We start from the raw sequence: 18,507 nt of genomic DNA on the forward strand, positions 1-18,507 counted from the left end.
CACTTTGGCTACATCTTGTCGGACTCGCGGCAGGAATTCAGGGTTCCGATCAGGGGATCGGTATCGCGTTCCCCAACTGTACCCCGCTCAACCACACAGAATTGCCCCCTCCGCTTCTCTCACGGAGGGGGCAATTCGATGAACTCTCGGTAATCGTCGTTACCGAAGGTAACAATCGGGCCGGTCGACCGGTTCAGCCACCGGCGACGGCGGGAATGATCGACACGCCCGCACCGTCCGGCGTCGCCGTCTCCAGCCCCTGCTCGAACCGCACGTCGTCGTCGTTCACGTAGACGTTGACGAACCGGCGCAGCTTGCCCTGGTCGTCCAGCACCCGGGCGGCGATCCCGGTGTGGTTCTTCTCCAGATCGGCGATGACCTCGCCGAGGGTCCCGCCATCGGCGGAGACCTCGGCCTGCCCGCCGGTGTAGGTACGCAGGATGGTGGGGATCCGAACGGTGACGCTCATGACTTCAAAACCTCCGGTTTCGACTGAAGCTACGGCGGGGCCGCGCGTCTAGGGGTGCGGGACTGTGTTGATGTGCGGCTCCGCCGCGTGGGCGCGACCAGCCCCCACCGGCCCGCAGCGAACAACGATCAGACCAGCCCGGCCTCGCGGAACGAGTCCAGGTTGGGCCGGATGGTCGCGGTCAGCCCGGTCCCGGCCACCGCGTCCAGCGTCTTGAGGCCGTCTCCGGTGTTGAGCACGACGATGGTCTTGGTGGGGTCGAGGGCCCCGCTCTCGATCAGCTTCTTCGTCACGCCCACCGTCACACCACCGGCGGTCTCCGCAAAGATCCCCTCGGTCCGGGCAAGGATCTTGATCGCGTCCACGACCTGCTCGTCGTTCACGTCCTCCACCGCACCACCGGTCCGCCGCGCGATGTCCAGCACGTACGGCCCGTCCGCCGGGTTGCCGATGGCAAGCGACTTGGCGATGGTGTTCGGCTTCTGCGGGCGCACCACGTCATGCCCGGCCTTGTACGCCGTCGACACCGGCGAGCAGCCCTCGGCCTGCGCACCGAAGATCTTGTACGGCTTGTCCTCGACCAGCCCGAGCTTGATCAGCTCCTGAAGGCCCTTGTCGATCTTCGTCAGCTGCGAGCCGGAGGCGATCGGCACGACCAGCTGGTCCGGCAGCCGCCAGCCGAGCTGCTCGCAGATCTCGTACGCGAGGGTCTTGGAGCCCTCCGCGTAGTACGGCCGGAGGTTGACGTTGACGAAGCCCCAGCCCTCACCGGCCGGGTCGCCGATCAGCTCGGAGCAGAAGCGGTTCACGTCGTCGTAGTTGCCCTCGATGCCGACGAGCTCGCCGCCGTAGACCGCGGCCATGACGACCTTGCCCTGCTCCAGGTCGTGCGGGATGAACACGCAGGAGCGGAAGCCGGCGCGGGCCGCCGCGGCACCCACCGCACCGGCGAGGTTGCCGGTGGAGGAGCAGGAGAGCGTGGTGAAGCCGAAGGCGCGGGCGGCCTCCAGGGCCTGGGCGACGACGCGGTCCTTGAAGGAGTGCGTCGGGTTGCCGGAGTCGTCCTTGACGAACAGCTTGCCGGCGTCGACGCCCAGCTCGCGCGCGAGGTTGTCGGCCTTGACGAGCTTGGTCCAGCCGGGGTTGATGTTCGGCTTGTCCGCGACGTCGGCCGGGACCGGCAGCAGCGGGGCGTAGCGCCAGATGTTCGCGGGGCCCGCTTCGATCTGCTTGCGGAGCTCCTCGGTGTCGTAGGCCGAGAAGTCGTAGGCGATCTCCAGCGGGCCGAAACACTCCTCGCACGCGAAGACCGGTCCGAGGGGTACGCGGTGACCGCACTCGCGGCAGCTCAGGGCAGCGGCGGGACCGAGGTCTACGGTGGAGTCAGTGGTGCTTGCAACAGTCTGCACAGCCATGTGAGGCGAGGCCCTTTCTCCTCATCTTCCTCACGACGCATCTCGCCGTGAGACGGATTTGGCACCTTCCCGAGCCGGGAGCCTCGCGCATGTGGTCGACAGTGACCTACGAGTACCGACTGGAGGGTTGCCGGGGCTTCATCGGGCCGTTTCCCTCTGCCCCTCTGGATGAGCTGTATGTGGTTGTAGGCGGCGGGTGACCCCGGACATGCGATGGTCATCCGCCTTGTTCAAGACTGTAACCGACGACCAGGACAGTTGAGATAGTCGTCCGAACCGCGAGATGGATCACAGCCCGTCCCGCCGAGAGTACGCAGAGGAGCCGCCACGGTGCTGGAAGAAGTCGAGCGCTGGCTGAGCACCCGTTCCTGGTCCGCGAACGATCGCCCGCTCCACCGGATGCTGGCCGCCAAGCAGCGCACGGGCCGGACGGTCAGCGTCGTGCTGCCCGCCCTCAACGAGGAGGCGACGGTCGGCGACATCGTCGCCGTCATCCGCCACGACCTGATGCGGCAGGTCCCGCTCGTGGACGAGCTGGTCGTCGTCGACTCCGGCTCGACCGACCGTACGTCCGAGGTGGCCGCCGCCGCGGGCGCGCGGGTGGTGCACCGGGACGGGATACTCCCGCGCCTGCCCGCCGTGCCCGGCAAGGGCGAGGTGCTGTGGCGATCGCTGCTGGTCACCCGCGGGGACATCGTCTGTTTCGTCGACGCGGACCTCAGGGACTTCTCGTCGGACTTCGTCTCCGGGATCGTGGGCCCGCTGCTCACGGACCCGGACGTGGACCTGGTGAAGGCCATGTACGACCGGCCGCTGTCCGGTGCCGCCGGGCAGGGCGGCCGGGTCACCGAGCTGATGGCGCGCCCGCTGCTCAACATGCACTGGCCGCAGCTGGCCGGCTTCGTGCAGCCGCTCGGCGGCGAGTACGCGGCCCGCCGCTCGCTGCTGGAGCAGCTGCCGTTCCCCGTCGGCTACGGCGTGGAGCTGGGGATGCTGGTCGACGCCCTGCACCTGGTGGGCCTGGACGCCCTCGCCCAGGTGGACGTCGGGGTGCGCAAGCACCGGCACCAGGACGGGCAGGCGCTGGGCCGGATGGCCGCGGCGATCTACCGCACGGCCCAGCTGCGGCTGGCCCGCGGGCATCTGATCCGGCCGTCCCTGACCCAGTTCGAGCGGGGCGGGGACGGCTTCGAGCCGCGGACGTACTCCGTGGACACCGAGGAGCGTCCGCCGATGGTGGACATCGCCGAGTACCAGGCGCGGAAAGCGGCCTGACCGGGGCCGTTTTCGGCCGGGCACGGAAGATCCGTACGTTTGAGCGTTTACGGGCCGGGCTAGGTTGAGGCTTATGGCTTCAACGTACGGTGCTGCGCGGGTGCTGGTGGCCTCCAACCGGGGCCCGGTCTCCTACACGGTGGGTGAGGACGGTTCGCTGGACGCCAAACGGGGCGGCGGCGGGCTGGTCTCCGGCCTCTCCGCGATCGGCTCGGACGCGGACGCGCTGTGGGTGTGCTCGGCGCTGTCCGACGGCGACCGGGAGGCGGTCCGGCGCGGGGTCGGCGCGGACGGCGTGCGGATGCTGGACATCCCGGCCGACGTGCACGCCGACGCGTACAACGGCATCGCCAACTCGGTCCTGTGGTTCGTGCACCACATGCTCTACCAGACGCCCCTGGAGCCGGTCTTCGACGCGGAGTTCCGACGGCAGTGGGCGTCCTACGAGGCGTACAACCGGGCGTTCGCCGAGGCGCTGGCCGAGGAGGCGGCGCAGGGTGCGGCCGTGGTGGTGCAGGACTACCACCTGACGCTGGTGCCCGGCATGCTCCGCGAGCTGCGGCCCGACCTGCGCATCGGGCACTTCTCGCACACGCCGTGGGCGCCGCCCGAGTACTTCCGGATGCTGCCGGACGACGTGGCCGGGCAGGTGCTGCGCGGCATGCTCGGCGCGGACCGGCTCGGCTTCCTCACCGAGCGCTGGGCGGAGGCGTTCACCGCGTGCGCCGAGCGGTTCGCGGGCGGGCTCGGCGGCACCCGGGTCGGGGTGCACGGGCTGGGCGCCGACGCGGACTTCCTGCGCGCCCGGTCCCACGAGCCGGACGTCGAGGAGCGGATGGCCGCGCTGCGGCAGGAGATCGGCGAGGGCCGCCGCACCGTCGTCCGGGTGGACCGCACCGAGCTGTCCAAGAACATCGTGCGCGGCCTGCTGGCCTACCGGCGGCTGCTGGAGACCCACGCCGAGTGGCGCGAGCGGGTGGTGCACGTCGCCTTCGCATACCCCTCACGGCAGGATCTCGCGGTGTACCGGGACTACACGGCCGAGGTGCAGCGGGTCGCCGACGAGATCAACGCCGAGTACGGCACGCCGGGCTGGACGCCGGTCGTGCTGCACGTCAAGGACGACTTCGCCCGCTCGCTGGCCGCCTACCGGCTGGCCGACGTGGCCCTCGTCAACCCCATCCGCGACGGCATGAACCTCGTCGCCAAGGAGGTCCCGGTGGTCTCCGACGCGGGCTGCGCGCTGGTGCTGTCGCGGGAGGCCGGGGCGCACGAGGAGCTGGGCGAGGACGCGATCACGGTGAACCCCTACGACGTCACGGGCACGGCGACGGCACTGCACGAGGCCCTGTCGATGCGCCCGGAGGAACGCGCCGAACGCAGCAAGCGCCTGGCAGCGGCGGCGACGGCACTGCCACCGGCGCAGTGGTTCGTCGACCAGCTCGACGCGCTGAGGGGCTGAGGGCCGCATGAGCAGCCTTCCCACCCCTGCCACGAAGGCCGGGCAGGACGGCCTCGACGCCCTCCTCGCGCAGCCCGGCAAGGCACTGATCGGGCTCGACTTCGACGGGACGCTCGCGCCGATCGTGGCCGATCCGGAGCTGGCCCGGGCCCACCCGGAGGCGCTGGGCGCACTGGTGGCGCTCGCCCCGAAGGTCGCCGCCATCGCGGTGATCACCGGTCGGCCGGCCGAGGTCGCCGTACGCAACGGCGGCTTCGCGGACGCACCGGGTCTGGAGCACCTCGTCGTCCTCGGGCACTACGGCGCCGAGCGGTGGGACGCCCGCAGCGGCGAGGTCACCGCGCCCGAACCGCACCCCGGCGTCGCGGCCGTACGCGCCGAGCTGCCCGGGCTGCTCGAAGGGAGCGGGACCTGGGTCGAGGACAAGGGCCGGGCGGTGGCCGTGCACACCCGCCGGGCCGCCGACCCGCAGGCCGCCTTCGACGCCCTGCGCGAGCCGCTCACCGAGCTGGCGACCCGGCACGGCCTGATCGTCGAGCCCGGCCGCATGGTCCTCGAACTGCGCCCGCCCGGCATGGACAAGGGCGTCGCGCTGAGCGAGTTCGCCCGCGAGACCGACGCCGGTTCCGTCCTCTACGCCGGCGACGACCTGGGCGACCTGCCCGCGTACTCCGCCGTCGACACCCTCCGCACGACCGGCACCCCAGGCCTGCTGGTGTGCAGCGGCAGCGACGAGGTGACCGAGCTGCGCAAGCGGGCGGACGTGGTGGTGGACGGCCCGGAGGGGGTCGTCGAGTTGCTGAGGGCCTTGGCGGACCGGATCGGCTGAAGGACACGTCCCCCTTAGGGGCGCGGGGAACTGCGCGAGCAACCACAACGGGCCCGCAGCCCGCGACGGCCGGGAATCCCCACTCACCGCTCGGACCGGCGCCGCTCCCGAACACGCCGCAGCCGATTCACCGTCACCGGATCATGCGCCAGCGCCCGCGCGTCGTCCAGCAGGGCGTTGAGAAGCTGGTAGTAGCGCACCGGGGCGAGCCCCAGCTCCTCACGTATGGCCCGTTCCTTCGCACCGGGCCCGGGGAAACCCCGGCGTTCGAGCGCGAGGATGTCCCGCTCCCTGCGCCCGAGCCCCTGCTCACCCGTGTCCTCGTCCATGCCCGGCACCGTAACGCCTGCCACCGACAGCGGAGCTACTCCGCACTCTCCGCCCGGCCCGCCGCAGCCTGAAGGTGGCCCAGGACGCCCGAGGGGCTGCCGCCGGCCGCGACGGCCTTGCCGATCTGCTGCTTGACCTGGGCGCTGACGTCGGCCCAGGAGGTCTTGCCGACCGGGTAGAGCTCGGAGGTCAGCAGCTCCTCCAGGAACGGCCTGAGATGCCGGTCCTCCTCGGAGGCGGCCATGGTGCCGGACGCGGAGGAGGTGACCGGCAGCAGGTCGTACTCGCGGGAGAAGGCCAGCACGTTCTTCTCGCTGTAGACGAAGTCGAGGAAGTCGCCCACCTGGTCGCGGTGGCCGTTTGCACGGAAGGCCATCATCCAGTCGGCCACACCGAGCGTGGACTTGCTCGGGCCCCCCTTGCCCGGCATGGGCACCATGCCGTACTTCACGCCCTTGCTCTCGGCGATCTTCATCAGGGAGGGGTGGCCGTTGAGCATGCCGACCTGGCCCTTGGCGAACGCGGCGAACGCGTCGGCCCGGTTCAGCTCGCCCGGCGCGACCGGCCCGACCAGGCCCTTGCCGACCAGGTCGTTCTTCAGCCAGGAGAAGGTGTCGATGTTCTCCGGGGAGTCGATGCCGTAGCCGTCGACGCTGTCGGTGTAGCCGCCACCGCCGCTGAGCATCCACTGAAGGGTCTCGGCCTGCGCCTCCTCCGGGCCGAGCGGCAGCGCGTACGGGTACTTCACGCCCTCGGCCTTGAGCGCCTCGGCGTCCTCGGCGAGGTCGTCCCAGGACTCGGGCGGGGTGATGCCGGCCTTGGCGAAGAGGGTCTTGTTGTAGAAGAGGACGCGCGTGGAGGCGGCGAACGGCATCCCGTACTGCACGCCCTTCACCTGGCCCGCGGAGGCCAGCTGCCCGACGAAGTCGGCCTGCACGGGTATGGAGAGCAGGTCGTCGGCCTTGTAGAGCTGGTTCTTGGCCGCGTAGTCGGCGTAGGCGCCGATCTGCGCCATGTCCGGCGGGTCACCGGCGGCGACCATCTCTCTGACCTTGCGGTCGACGTCGTTCCAGGAGTAGACGCTGACGTCGATCCTGACGTCCGGGTGGTCGGCCTCGTACTCCTCGGCGAGCTTGTCCCAGTACTTCTTCGAGCTGTTGGCCGCGCTGTCGCCGTAGTCGGCGGCGACCAGCTTGAGCGTCACGTCCCCCGAGCCGCCCGTGATGCCGCAGCCGCCGAGCACCGCCGTCATGCCCAGTGCGGACACCGCCGCGATCGTTCCTGCCATTCGCCGCCGCTGCACCGCTGTTCTTCCCCAACCCTGGCGTCGCCGCCTCTGAAACTTTTCGATATTCGGAATAAGGTCTACACCACGTGAGTGGACTAGACCTCTTGCGGGTCACCGGGTCACACTGTTTCCGTGAGACATGTCATCGCCCTCGACGTGGGCGGCACCGGAATGAAGGCCGCCCTGGCCGGGCCCGGGGGCGAGGTGCTGCACCGGGCCCGCCGGGCCACCGGACGCGCCCAGGGGCCGGACGCCGTCGTCGCGGGCATCCTCGACTTCGCCGCCGAGCTGCACGCCTACGGCGCCGAGCACTTCGGCACGCCCGCGTCCGCCGCCGGCGTGGCCGTCCCCGGGATCGTCGACGAGGCGGACGGTGTCGCCGTCTACGCCGCCAACCTCGGCTGGCGCGACGTCCCGCTGCGCGAACTGCTGGCGCAGCGGCTCGGTGTGCCGGTCGCCCTCGGCCACGACGTGCGCACCGGCGGCCTCGCCGAGGGCCGGGTCGGCGCGGGCCGGGGCGCGGACCGCTTCCTGTTCGTGGCCCTGGGCACCGGCATCGCGGGCGCCATCGGCGTCGACGGCCGGGTCGAGGCGGGCGCGCACGGCTTCGCGGGCGAGATCGGCCACATCGTCGTACGCCCCGGCGGGGCCCCCTGCCCGTGCGGGCAGCACGGCTGCCTGGAGCGCTTCGCCTCGGCGGCGGCCGTGAGCGAGGCCTGGGCGGCCGCCTCCGGCGACCCGGACGCCGACGCCGCCGACTGCGCGAAGGCGGTGGACTCCGGCGACCCGAAGGCCCGGGCGGTCTGGCAGGAGGCCGTGGACGCCCTGGCCGACGGCCTGGTCACGGCCCTGACGCTGCTGGATCCCCGCACTTTGATCATCGGCGGCGGCTTGGCGGAGGCGGGGGAAACCCTGTTCGCGCCGCTCAGGGAAGCGATCCGCCGCCGCATCACCTTCCAGAAACAGCCGACACTCGTCCCGGCGGCGCTGGGGGACAGCGCCGGTTGCCTGGGGGCGGGCCTGCTGGCCTGGGACCTTCTGGCATCGACCGACCGCATGGAGGTAACGCCCTGATGGCATCGCCGCAAGGGGCGCGGGGAACTGCGCGACCAGCCACGACGCACCCGCACTCCGCTCCATCGGGGACCCCCGCCGTGCTCACGGGCGCGACAGTGGTCCTCCCCACCGGAACCGTCGAAAACGGCCAGGTAGCCATCGACGGCGCCCGCATCACCCGGGTCCCCCCGGAGAACGCCCACGTCATCGACGCAACCGGCCACTACGTGATCCCCGGCTTCGTCGACCTGCACAACCACGGCGGCGGCGGAGCCTCCTTCACCTCCGGCTCGGTCGACGACATCCTCAAGGGCATCCACACCCACCGCCTGCACGGCACGACCACCCTGGTCGCCTCCACCGTCACGGGCGACATGGACTCCCTGACCCACCGCGCGGGCCTGCTGAGCGAACTCGCCGAGCAGGGCGAGATCGCCGGCGTCCACTTCGAGGGCCCCTTCATCTCCCCCTGCCGCAAGGGAGCCCACTCCGAGGCCCTCCTGCGCGACCCCCACCCCGCGGAGGTCCGCAAGCTGATCGACGCGGCCCGGGGCCGGGCGAAGATGCTCACCCTGGCCACCGAACTCCCCGGCGGCCTCGACTCCGTGCGCCTCCTCGCCGACCACGGCGTGATCGCGGCGATCGGCCACACGGACGCCACGTACGAGCAGACGGTCGAGGCCATCGACGCGGGCGCCACGGTCGCCACCCACCTCTTCAACGCGATGCCCCCGCTCGGCCACCGCTCCCCCGGCCCGATCACCGCGCTCCTGGAGGACGACCGCATCACGGTCGAGCTGATCAACGACGGCACGCACCTGCACCCCGCCGCGCTGCAGCTGGCGTTCCACCACGCGGGCGCCCGCCGGGTCGCGTTCATCACGGACGCGATGGACGCGGCCGGTTTCGGCGACGGACGCTACTGGCTGGGCCCACTGGAGGTGGAGGTCGCGGACGGCGTGGCCCGGCTGGTGGAGGACGGCACGATCGCCGGCTCGACCCTCACGCTGGACCGCGCCTTCAAGCGGGCGGTCACGGTCGACGGCCTGTCCGTCGAGGACGCGGTGACGGCCCTGTCCGCCACCCCGGCCCGGCTGCTCGGCATGGCCGACACGATCGGCTCACTGGAGCCCGGAAAATACGCCGACCTGCTGATCCTGGACTCCGCGTACGAGGTGAAGGGCGTGATGCGCCGGGGTGAATGGGTGGTCGGTCCCCAACTGGGCTGATCCATCCCCCAGTCGGGAGACGGTGGCCGACTCCAGGACTGGGCCGACCGCCGTCTCTTTGGCATGATCGGGCTACCTGCACGTTCACGTCGGCAAGCACATCGGGGGAGGTCGGCCCAGGTGATCCTCACGGTCACGCTGAACACCGCTCTCGACATCACCTACCGCGTACGGTCCCTCAGGCCGCACGCCTCGCACCGCGTCTCCGAGGTGACGGAACGCCCCGGCGGCAAGGGCGTCAACGTGGCCCGGGTGCTCGCGGCCCTCGGGCACGAGGTGACGGTGACGGGGTTCACGGGCGGGGCGACGGGCCGGGTCGTGCAGGAGAAGCTCGCGGCGGTACCGGGCGTGATGGACGCGCTCGTCCCGCTCTCCGGGGCGACCCGCCGCACGGTCGCCGTGGTCGACGAGCACACCGGCGACACGACGCAGCTGAACGAACCGGGCCCCACGGTCACACCCACCGAATGGTCGGCCTTCCAGGAGGCCTACGAGGACCTGCTGCCCACGGCGTCGGTGGTGGCCCTGTGCGGCAGCCTGCCGCCGGGTGTCCCGGTGGGCGCGTACGCGGGCCTGATCCGCACGGCCCGCTCCTTCGGTCTCCCGGTCCTCCTGGACACCAGCGGCGAGCCCCTGCGCCGGGGCGTCGCGGCCCGCCCCGACATCATCAAGCCGAACGCCGACGAGCTGGCGGAACTGACCGGCTCCCACGAGCCGCTGCGCGCCACCCAGGACGCCCGCCGCCGGGGCGCGGGCGCGGTGGTCGCCTCCCTCGGCCCCGAGGGCCTCCTCGCCGCCACCCGAGAGGGCCGCTGGCGAGCCACCCCACCGACCACGGCCCGAGGCAACCCGACGGGCGCGGGCGACGCGGTGGTGGCGGGCCTGCTCTCGGGTTTGGTGGAACACCTCCCCTGGCCGACCCGCCTGGCCCGGGCCATCGCTCTGTCGACGGCGACGGTGCAGGCACCGGTGGCGGGGGAGTTCGACCGGGGGGTGTACGAGGAGGTGCTGGGGCTCGTCACTGTGGCGAACGAGACGTCGGCGGCGTGACGAACACCCGGTCGAAATAGCGTAGTTGCGCTACCCCCTGTCGCCTAAGATCACGAGCGACCAAGATTGACCTCTTGTTGGGGGAACAACCGTTGAACAAGATCGCAAGGCTTGCCATGGCCGGCATCGCCTCCGTGGGTCTCGTCGCCACCATGAACTCGGCGGCCACGGCCGCTCCGACAGCCACCTCGGTCGTCGCCGGGCCGGCCGGCGCCCAGGACTGGGGCGGCGGCTGGAGTGACGTCAGGGACGTCACCATCCGCGAGAAGCCCAGCGCCACGTCCCGCAAGATCGGCACCCTTAAGAAGGGGAAGATCGTGAAGTGCTGGGTCGCCGGGTGCAGCGCGGTGGACGGCGGCAAGTACAAGTGCACCAGCAGCTCGCCCACCGAGAACCGCTGGCACGAGGTGAACTGGGGCGGCAAGAAGCGGTACGCGGCGACGCGCTGCCTGGAGTGGGGCCGGGTCGAGTGACCTGAGCCCGTCGGGCTTGAACGACGGCGGCCGTCCACCCGCGCGGTGCGGGGGACGGCCGCCGTGGTGAAGCGCCGGTCTTGTCAGCCCTTGGGCGGGGCCAGGGAGAACTGGTCGAGCACCGCATCGCACTTGTTGCCCTCGTTGCAGGCGAGCTCGATGGTGTTGGTGCCCTTGGTCAGGTTCACGAGGGCCCAGGTGCTCTTCCAGCCCTGCTCCCAGTCACCCTTGGGCGTGTTCCCGAAGTTCTGCATGTCCAGGGGCCGGGTCTGGGCCTTGCCGTTGACCACGAGAGTCGCGTCGGCGTCCGTGCCGGGGACGCCGTAGTCCACGTTGAGCCGGTAGCTGCCGGCCTTCTCGATACCGTCGACCGTCCAGGTCACCTTGGCACCGACCTGGTTGAAGCCGGTCACATAGACCCCGCCCTCGGCCTTCGCGCCCTTGAACTCGGACGCCGTCGTCATGCCGGGGCTGAGCCGCAGGGCCTTCGCGTCGGTCTTCGGGAGATCCTGCTTGGCCGCTCCGGCCTTGCTCGCCGACGGGCTCGGCTTCGACTCCTCGGACTGGGTCGGGCTCGTGCCCACCTTGTCGGACGCGTCGTCCTTGTCCTTGTCGCCGCCCAGCATGGCCACGCCGATGCCGATGACGACCGCGGCGACCACCGCGATCGCTCCGATCAGCAGCCCCTTGGTGTTGGGGCCGCGGCCACCCCGGCCGCCACCGCCCCCAGAGCCGGCGTGGTGTGCGGTCTGCGCACCGCCCGGCAGCGTCTCCGGCGCCGCGTAGTGCGCGTTCGGCTGACTGTAGGAGCCCTGCTGCTGCGGGACCTGGCCGTGCGGCGCGGTCTGCGCGTTCTGCGGCTGCTGGCCGTACTGGCGCGTGCCGACCGCGCGCACCCGGTTGACCGAGTTCGGGTAGCCGTAACCCCCGGACGGCGGCTGGGCCCCGTTGGCCTGCCCGTCGGCGTAGAGATAGCCGAACGGGTCGTCGTCCTCGGGCGTGCTCGCGCCGTTGTTGCCGGGCGTCATCCCTTGGTCTCCTCAGTCAGGTGCGGTGCATGCGGTACACGGGTGAGTAAGCGAGCCTACCCGCTCCCAGAGACCCAAACGGGTGACTCAGACCGCATCAACTCGCTGACCAGGGCTTCACCCGGCGCGTCTGTGTTGTTTGGGACGAGATCGTTTCTCGACGTACATCCGCTCGTCAGCGGATTTCAACACTTCGTCCGCCGTCATTCCACAGTGTGCCCATCCGATGCCGAAGCTGGCGCCCACCCGGACGGCCCGCCCCTCGGCACGGATGGGCTGGATGATCTCGTTGCGGAGCCGGACCGCGAGGTCCTGCGCGTCGGCACGGCCGAGCCCGTCGGCCAGGATGACGAATTCGTCACCCCCGAGCCGCGCGACCGTGTCCCCGTCGCGGACGCCGTTGCTCAGCCGCCGGGCGACCTCGATGAGAACCGCGTCACCCGCGTTGTGACCGAACCGGTCGTTGATCGACTTGAAGCCGTCGAGGTCGCAGAAGAGCACCGCGAGGCCCTTGGTGCCGTCGTCGTGGTTCCCGTCCGGGGCGACGGTGTGCACGTGGTGGTCGTAGGCGTCGTACGGCTCCGCGCCCTGCCGGAAGTCGAAGCCGGGCCCGACCACGTCGAAGGCCGGGTGGCCGTAGGCCGCGTCGACGGACTCCACGGCGGTGTGCGGGGATGACGCGCGTTGACAGAGCCGGGCGGACAGGCGGGAGCGCAGCTCCGCGGAGTTCGGCAGGCCGGTGAGCGAGTCGTGCGAGGCGCGGTGGGCGAGCTGGAGCTCGCGGCGCTTGCGCTCCTCGATGTCCTCGACGTGGGTGAGGAGGAAGCGGGGGCCGTCGGCGGCGTCCGCGACCACGCTGTTGCGCAGGCTGACCCAGACGTACGTGCCGTCGCGGCGGCCGAGGCGGAGCTCGGCGCGCCCGCCCTCCGCCGAGGTGCGCAGCAGGGTGCCTATGTCCTCGGGGTGGACCAGGTCGGAGAACGAGTAGCGGCGCATCGCGGAGGCGGGGCGGCCCAGCAGCCGGCACAGCGCGTCGTTGGTGCGCAGGATCCGGCCGTGCTGGTCGCCGCCCATCTCGGCGATGGCCATGCCGGACGGCGCGTACTCGAAGGCCTGCCTGAAGCTTTCCTCGCTCGCCCGCAGGGCCTGCTGCTCGCGCTCCAGCCGGACCAGGGCGCGCTGCATGTTGGCGCGCAGCCGGGCGTTGCTGATGGCGATGGCGGCCTGGAAGGCGTACATCTGGAGCGCCTCGCGGCCCCAGGCCCCGGGGCGGCGGCCATTGCGCGGCCGGTCCACGGACAGAACGCCGATCAGCTCGCCGCACGTACCGCTGCCCTTCGGAGCGGGCGCGTACATGGGGGCGAAGAGGCGGTCGGCCGGGTGCCACTCGTCCTCGAAGCGGGGAGCGGGGCCGTCGGTGTACCACTGCGGGACGTCGTCGTCGTCGAGGACCCAGCCCTCGGTGTGCGGTATGAACACCAGGTCGCCCCAGTGCTCGCCCATGCCGAGGCGGCGTTCCCAGGACTCGCGCGAGCCGACGCGGCCGGTGATGAGGGCCTCGGCGGCGGGGTTCCCGGCGAAGGCGGCGACGACGAGGTCGCCGTCCGGCCGTACGAGGTTCACGCACGCCAGCTCGTACCCGAGGGCCGCGACGACGCCCTCCGCGACGGTCTGCAGTGTGTCCGCCAGGCTGCGGGCCGTGTTCATGTCGGCCATGACCTGGTGCAGTTGTCGCAGGGACGCAAGACGGACGTAGGGCTCCGACTCGGTCTCCATGCTCGCCCTCCCCCCGAGTACTCGCAGCGATTCAAGGGTCTCGTCGGCGTATCGTCCTGGCAGCTTCCCAGCCACTGAATCACAGCGCGCTGCTCACTCGGTACACAGGGTCAACAATTCCTGCCCCTTGTGACTCAAGTCACAGGCAAACCTGAACAATTGAGTGGAGTTTCTGCGTTCTTCACGTGCGGCTACCGAACACAAACTTTGTCAGGTTGCGCACATTTTTCCTTCCTGCTCCTCCGCGGGCCGCGGCAGGTCCGTCGGGAGTCCTAGGACCGTGATCGGGCGGGAGTCCGATGCGCAGCGCGTGGGGCGGAGATTAGCGTTTCCGGCGTGCCGAACACTCCCGCCGCCACGTCCCCGATCATTCCGTCGCCCGCCTCCGGGCATGCTGAGGGGGTGAGCAACGACGAGTTCCGCGCCGCCATGTCCCGGCTGGCCTCGGGTGTGGTCCTGGTGACCGCGCAGGAGCCGCCGCTCGACCCGGACGACCCCACGGCGCCGGGCGGCGAGGACGTGGGCATGACGGCCACGGCCTTCATGTCGGTGTCCCTGGACCCGCCCCTGGTGCTGGTGAGCCTGCGCGAGGGCTCCCGCATGGACGAGCTGCTGGAGGAGCAGGAGCAGTGGGGGGTCTCGGTCCTCTCCGAGAGCCAGCGGCACATCGCCGGCCGTTTCGCGATGAAGGGCCGGGTCAGCGACCGGCTGCTGTTCGCCGACATCCCGTACACCCGCGGCGAGTACACCGACGCCCCGCTGGTCGGCGGCGCCCTGGCCGTCCTGGAGTGCCGCACCGAGCAGCGCGTGCCGGCGGGCGACCACACGCTGGTCATCGGCCGCGTCCTGACGGCCCGGGTGCCGAGCGCGGAGGGCGGGCCGCTGACGTACTTCCGGGGCCGGTACCGGCAGTTGGGCTGAGGAAACCCGCTGGCCCGGGCGCGTACGGCCCGCCTAGGGTGCGCGCATGACCGCGACCGGCCCCCGCCTCGAAGAGATCACCCCCGCGAATCTCGACGCCGCCCTCGGCATCCGCGTCCGCCCCGACCAGGAGCACGCGGTCGCCCCGGTCGTGAAGTCCCTCGCCGAGGCCTATGTGCATCCCGGCATCGCCTGGCCCCGCCTGATCCTCGACGGCGACCGCCCGGTCGGCTTCCTGATGGCCTGCCTCGGCATCGACTGGTACGGGGACGGCAGCGAGATCCGTTCGGGCCTGTGGCGGCTGAACATCGCGGCCGGTGAGCAGGGCAGGGGGTACGGCCGGTTCGCCGTCGAGTCGGTGGCCGCCGAACTGCGCCGACGCGGCACCGAGAAGTTCTACGTGACCTGGCACTCGGGCCCGGCCGGCCCCGAGGGCTTCTACCTGGGCCTCGGCTTCCGCCCGGACGGCGAGAACAGCGGCGGCCAGACGGTGGGAGTGCTCGAACCGGCCTGACCCCGACGCCGGTGGCCTCGGAAGCTCCTAGCCCCAGTCCCGCGCGGAGCGCCCCCGCTTCGTCTCCGAGCGCTGCTTCTTCTCCCGCAGCCGGCGTTCGTTGATGCCCCGGGGGATCCGGGTGGGCTTGCGGGGCCGGGGCGGGGGTGCGGTGGCCTCGGCCAGGAGCGCAGTGAGGCGTACGGCCGCGGCCTCGCGGTTGCGCCACTGGGAGCGGTGCTCGGAGGACCGTACGGTGACGACCCCGTCGACCAGGCGCCCGGCCAGCCGCTCCAGGGCCCGCTGCTTCCACACCGCCGGCAGCGCCTCGGTCTTCGCCAGGTCGAAGCTCAGCTCGACCTTGGAGTCGCTGGTGTTGACGTGCTGCCCGCCCGGTCCGGACGACCGCGAGAAACGCCACATGAGCTCGGCCTCGGGCAGGGAGACGGAGCCGCGGATGACGTGGGGACCAGACATGCCCCCCATGTTCCCGCTCCTGTCCCGTCCACGTCACCCGAATAATCGCGGGTAAAGAAAGTAAAGGAGCTGGAACCTCGCGTACCCCTCTCCACGTTCATGGGGGTAGCTGTAGCTTCGGTGCCGCAGCTTCTTTGCCGCACGTAAACGAGGGAAGGGACTCCCAACAATGGCTGTAAGCCTGTCCAAGGGTGGCAACGTCTCGCTCACCAAGGAGGCTCCGGGCCTGACCGCCGTCACCGTGGGCCTCGGCTGGGACGTCCGCACCACCACCGGCACGGACTTCGACCTCGACGCCTCCGCGATCGCGGTCAACACGCAGGGCAAGGTCTACTCGGACGCCCACTTCGTCTTCTTCAACAACAAGCAGACGCCGGACAACACGATCGTCCACACCGGCGACAACCGCACGGGCGAGGGCGCCGGCGACGACGAGGCGATCAACGTCAACCTCGCCGCCCTCCCGGCCGACGTCGACAAGATCGTCTTCCCGGTCTCGATCTACGACGCGGAGAACCGCTCGCAGAACTTCGGCCAGGTCCGCAACGCCTACATCCGCATCGTCAACCAGGCCGGCGGCGCGGAGATCGCCCGCTACGACCTGTCGGAGGACGCGGCCACGGAGACGGCCATGGTCTTCGGCGAGCTCTACCGCAACGGCGCGGAGTGGAAGTTCCGCGCGGTCGGCCAGGGCTACGCCTCGGGCCTGGTCGGCATCGCCCAGGACTTCGGCGTGAACGTCTGACGGACGCCTGAGCGTTTGCGCGGGACCCCGGGCCGGTCGTCCGGCCCGGGGAGCTCCTTCCCAGGGGCGCGGGGACTGCGCGACAAGCCACAGCAAGTCCGCACCGGACAGAGCGCCGAAGCCCCTACGGCGCGTCGAAACCCTCCCCACCCGAGATGCGTTCCCACGTGATCCTCGACCCACTGGTCACAGCCCCGCTGAGCGGCCCCCTCCTCGCGGAGCTGACCGCCCTCTACGCCTCCAACTCCGCGTTCCACCGCCTCACCGGCGACTTCCCCGACCCGGAGGACATCCGCCCCGAGCAGGTCGCCGCCGCACTGGCCGAGGAGCGGGAGCTGCCCGGCGCCGAGATCCTGCTCGCCCGCAGCTCCGGCCGTCTGACGGGCATCGCCGTCACCCTCGCCCAGCACCCCGACCCCGCCGACCCGGACCCCTGGATCGGCCTGCTGATGGTCGACGCGAGGCTGCACGGCCAGGGCCACGGCCGCCGCCTGGCCGCCCTCGTGGAGGACCGCTTCCGCGCGGTCGGCCGCACCGCCGCCCGCCTGGCCGTCCTGGCGAACAACCCTAGGGCCATGGCCTTTTGGACCGCCCTGGGCTACGAGGTCCTCGACCACCGTGAGGACCGGGGCATGGGGCGCCCCTGCACCGTCCTCCGCAAGGCACTGACCACGCCGTGAGGCCTCAGGGCCGCTCCGGCTTGCCCTCCCCGTACAGCCAGTCCTCCCAGACCCCCGCCAAGTCCGCCCCGGGCGCCTGCTTCTCGGCGTAGGCCGTGAAGTCGGCGGTGTCGGCGTTGCCGTACCGGTACTCGGCCGCCCACCCTCTGAGGATCGAGAAGAACCGGTCGTCCCCGACCGCCTGCCGCACCTTCTGCAGCACCATCGCCCCCCGGAAGTACACCGGCGGGTCGGAGATCCGATCGGCGCTCGGCGGGTCGGCCGGCGGAAACTCCCAGATCTCCTCCGCCTCCTCCGCCGTGTCGAAGTGCTCACCGGAGTACAGCGCGTCGAACGTCTCCCGCGCGCTCTTCCCGCCGTGGTCCTCCTCCCACAGCCACTCCGCGTACGTCGCGAAACCCTCGTTGAGCCACATGTCCCGCCAGCTCTCCGGCGAGACCGAGTCGCCGTACCACTGGTGGGCGAGCTCGTGGACGAGGAAGGTGATGTCGGGGGCGCCGGGGAAGACCGGCCGGGTCTGGGTCTCCAGGGCGTAGCCGACGGAGGCCGCGCTGTCGACGATCGCGCCGGTGGAGGAGAAGGGGTACGGCCCGAACCTCCGCTCCGACCACCGCAGCACCTCCGGGATCCGCCCGAGCACGGGCCGGCTCGCCGCCGCCTCGGCCGGGTCGACGGCCGTGTACAGGGGCAGGGCCCCGGCTCTGGAGCGGCTGATGTCGAAGCGGCCGATCGCGAGGGTGGCGAGGTAGCTCGCCATCGGCTCCCCGCTGTGCCACACGAACGTCGTACGGCCCCGCGCGGTCCGCTCGCCGCGCAACTCCCCGTTGGAGACCGCCTGCAGCCCCTTCGGCACGGTCACCGCGAGGTCGTAGGCCGCCTTGTCGGAGGGGTGGTGGTTGCCGGGGAACCACGCCATCGACCCCGTCGGCTCGCCGAGCGCGAGCACCCCGTCCGTGGTGCGCAGCCAGCCCTCCTGGGAGCCGTCCGGGTCGGTGACGGTCTCGGGTGCGCCCGCGTAGCGGACCGTCACGCTGAACGTCGCGTCCCGGTCGAGGTCCTCCCGCGGGCGGACGGTGAGCTCCTGCCCCGCGCGGTTCCAGCGGGCCGTCTCGCCGTCGACGGTGATCTTCTCGACCTCCATGCCGAGCAGGTCGAGGTTGAAGGCGGAGAGGTCCTTGGTCGCGCGGGCGGTGAGGGTGGCCGTGCCGGTGAGGTGGTGGTCGCCGGGGTCGTAGGCGAGGCGCAGTCCGTAGTGGGAGACGTCGTAGCCGCCGTTGCCGGCCTTCGGGAAGTAGGGGTCGCGGACGCCGGAACCGCCCGGGGTGCCGTGCACTCCGCCGCCGCACGCGGTGAGGACGAGAGCGGAGGCGAGCAGAGCGGAGACGGGCAGCGCCGAGGCGGGCAGGGTGGCTGCGGACAGGATGGGGACGGACAGCGTGGGGAGGGACAGGGTGGGGACAAGGCGTACAGATCGGGCCACGGTCGCGATCCTACGGGCGCGTGACACCATC

Annotated in this window: 19 protein-coding genes and 1 riboswitch; of the genes, 11 read left to right on the forward strand and 8 right to left on the reverse strand. The window is 71.3% G+C overall.

The features are described 5' to 3' along the window. Positions 1 to 193: 193 nt before the first annotated feature. Both RFN52_RS18050 and thrC read right to left on the reverse strand, forming a co-directional pair. Positions 194 to 469, reverse strand: a complete 276-nt coding sequence (locus RFN52_RS18050) for a MoaD/ThiS family protein (protein ID WP_031135858.1) — start codon at positions 467 to 469, stop codon at positions 194 to 196. A 128-nt stretch (positions 470 to 597) separates the two neighbouring features. Beyond that, positions 598 to 1,884 carry a threonine synthase gene (gene thrC, locus RFN52_RS18055; protein ID WP_184847663.1) on the reverse strand — a complete coding sequence of 429 codons (1,287 nt, stop codon included), beginning with the start codon at positions 1,882 to 1,884 and terminating at the stop codon, positions 598 to 600. 18 nt (positions 1,885 to 1,902) lie between these two features. Continuing rightward, positions 1,903 to 2,059: riboswitch (SAM riboswitch) on the reverse strand. Positions 2,060 to 2,214: 155 nt separating this feature from the next. Between thrC and RFN52_RS18060 the strand changes: the two genes are divergently transcribed. From RFN52_RS18060 to otsB, 3 genes are all read left to right on the forward strand, one after another. Continuing rightward, the gene (locus RFN52_RS18060) at positions 2,215 to 3,159 is read left to right on the forward strand and encodes a glucosyl-3-phosphoglycerate synthase (RefSeq protein WP_184847664.1); all 945 of its coding nucleotides are present in this window, start codon (positions 2,215 to 2,217) and stop codon (positions 3,157 to 3,159) included. Between the two features lie 73 nt (positions 3,160 to 3,232). Further along, positions 3,233 to 4,621, forward strand: a complete 1,389-nt coding sequence (locus RFN52_RS18065) for an alpha,alpha-trehalose-phosphate synthase (UDP-forming) (protein WP_184847665.1) — start codon at positions 3,233 to 3,235, stop codon at positions 4,619 to 4,621. Positions 4,622 to 4,628: 7 nt separating this feature from the next. After that, on the forward strand, positions 4,629 to 5,450 hold the full coding sequence (gene otsB, locus RFN52_RS18070; RefSeq protein ID WP_184847666.1) for a trehalose-phosphatase: 822 nt from the start codon (positions 4,629 to 4,631) through the stop codon (positions 5,448 to 5,450). Between the two features lie 83 nt (positions 5,451 to 5,533). On the opposite strand, the gene RFN52_RS18075 is transcribed toward otsB, so the two are convergent. Both RFN52_RS18075 and RFN52_RS18080 read right to left on the reverse strand, forming a co-directional pair. After that, on the reverse strand, positions 5,534 to 5,779 hold the full coding sequence (locus RFN52_RS18075; protein ID WP_184847667.1) for a DUF3263 domain-containing protein: 246 nt from the start codon (positions 5,777 to 5,779) through the stop codon (positions 5,534 to 5,536). Between the two features lie 35 nt (positions 5,780 to 5,814). Beyond that, positions 5,815 to 7,068: an extracellular solute-binding protein gene (locus RFN52_RS18080; RefSeq protein WP_184847668.1), complete on the reverse strand. Its 1,254-nt coding sequence runs from the start codon at positions 7,066 to 7,068 to the stop codon at positions 5,815 to 5,817. A 132-nt stretch (positions 7,069 to 7,200) separates the two neighbouring features. On the opposite strand from RFN52_RS18080, the gene RFN52_RS18085 reads away from it, so the two are divergent. From RFN52_RS18085 to RFN52_RS18100, 4 genes are all read left to right on the forward strand, one after another. Further along, positions 7,201 to 8,142, forward strand: a complete 942-nt coding sequence (locus tag RFN52_RS18085) for an ROK family protein (protein WP_184847669.1) — start codon at positions 7,201 to 7,203, stop codon at positions 8,140 to 8,142. Between the two features lie 80 nt (positions 8,143 to 8,222). Next, positions 8,223 to 9,353, forward strand: a complete 1,131-nt coding sequence (nagA, locus tag RFN52_RS18090) for an N-acetylglucosamine-6-phosphate deacetylase (protein WP_184847670.1) — start codon at positions 8,223 to 8,225, stop codon at positions 9,351 to 9,353. 120 nt (positions 9,354 to 9,473) lie between these two features. Continuing rightward, positions 9,474 to 10,403, forward strand: coding sequence for a 1-phosphofructokinase family hexose kinase (locus tag RFN52_RS18095; RefSeq protein ID WP_184847671.1), 930 nt, complete (start codon positions 9,474 to 9,476; stop codon positions 10,401 to 10,403). A 92-nt stretch (positions 10,404 to 10,495) separates the two neighbouring features. Beyond that, on the forward strand, positions 10,496 to 10,876 hold the full coding sequence (locus RFN52_RS18100; RefSeq protein ID WP_184847672.1) for a hypothetical protein: 381 nt from the start codon (positions 10,496 to 10,498) through the stop codon (positions 10,874 to 10,876). Between the two features lie 83 nt (positions 10,877 to 10,959). Here the strand turns inward: RFN52_RS18100 and RFN52_RS18105 are convergent, their stop codons facing one another. Both RFN52_RS18105 and cdgB read right to left on the reverse strand, forming a co-directional pair. Further along, the gene (locus RFN52_RS18105; RefSeq protein WP_184847673.1) at positions 10,960 to 11,904 is read right to left on the reverse strand and encodes a CBM35 domain-containing protein; all 945 of its coding nucleotides are present in this window, start codon (positions 11,902 to 11,904) and stop codon (positions 10,960 to 10,962) included. 117 nt (positions 11,905 to 12,021) lie between these two features. Continuing rightward, positions 12,022 to 13,680 (reverse strand): diguanylate cyclase CdgB, encoded by a 1,659-nt coding sequence (gene cdgB / locus RFN52_RS18110; RefSeq protein ID WP_184847674.1) that lies wholly within the window; start codon positions 13,678 to 13,680, stop codon positions 12,022 to 12,024. Between the two features lie 336 nt (positions 13,681 to 14,016). Here cdgB and RFN52_RS18115 point away from each other — a divergent pair, with 336 nt between their 5' ends. Then, positions 14,017 to 14,601: a flavin reductase family protein gene (locus RFN52_RS18115; protein WP_184847675.1), complete on the forward strand. Its 585-nt coding sequence runs from the start codon at positions 14,017 to 14,019 to the stop codon at positions 14,599 to 14,601. 46 nt (positions 14,602 to 14,647) lie between these two features. Next, positions 14,648 to 15,115: a GNAT family N-acetyltransferase gene (locus RFN52_RS18120; protein WP_184847676.1), complete on the forward strand. Its 468-nt coding sequence runs from the start codon at positions 14,648 to 14,650 to the stop codon at positions 15,113 to 15,115. A gap of 27 nt (positions 15,116 to 15,142) precedes the next feature. Here RFN52_RS18120 and arfB read toward each other — a convergent pair whose 3' ends face one another. Further along, positions 15,143 to 15,580, reverse strand: a complete 438-nt coding sequence (gene arfB, locus RFN52_RS18125; RefSeq protein ID WP_184847677.1) for an alternative ribosome rescue aminoacyl-tRNA hydrolase ArfB — start codon at positions 15,578 to 15,580, stop codon at positions 15,143 to 15,145. Between the two features lie 160 nt (positions 15,581 to 15,740). Here arfB and RFN52_RS18130 point away from each other — a divergent pair, with 160 nt between their 5' ends. Next, the gene (locus tag RFN52_RS18130; RefSeq protein ID WP_086851133.1) at positions 15,741 to 16,316 is read left to right on the forward strand and encodes a TerD family protein; all 576 of its coding nucleotides are present in this window, start codon (positions 15,741 to 15,743) and stop codon (positions 16,314 to 16,316) included. 155 nt (positions 16,317 to 16,471) lie between these two features. Next, entirely contained in the window at positions 16,472 to 16,996 is a 525-nt protein-coding gene (locus RFN52_RS18135; protein ID WP_184847678.1) for a GNAT family N-acetyltransferase, read from the forward strand. 4 nt (positions 16,997 to 17,000) lie between these two features. On the opposite strand, the gene RFN52_RS18140 is transcribed toward RFN52_RS18135, so the two are convergent. After that, the gene (locus RFN52_RS18140) at positions 17,001 to 18,506 is read right to left on the reverse strand and encodes a M1 family metallopeptidase (protein WP_184847679.1); all 1,506 of its coding nucleotides are present in this window, start codon (positions 18,504 to 18,506) and stop codon (positions 17,001 to 17,003) included. Between the last annotated feature and the right edge of the window lies 1 nt (position 18,507).

The sequence above is a fragment of the Streptomyces collinus genome (genome assembly GCF_031348265.1).
GTDB classification, from domain to species: domain Bacteria; phylum Actinomycetota; class Actinomycetes; order Streptomycetales; family Streptomycetaceae; genus Streptomyces; species Streptomyces collinus.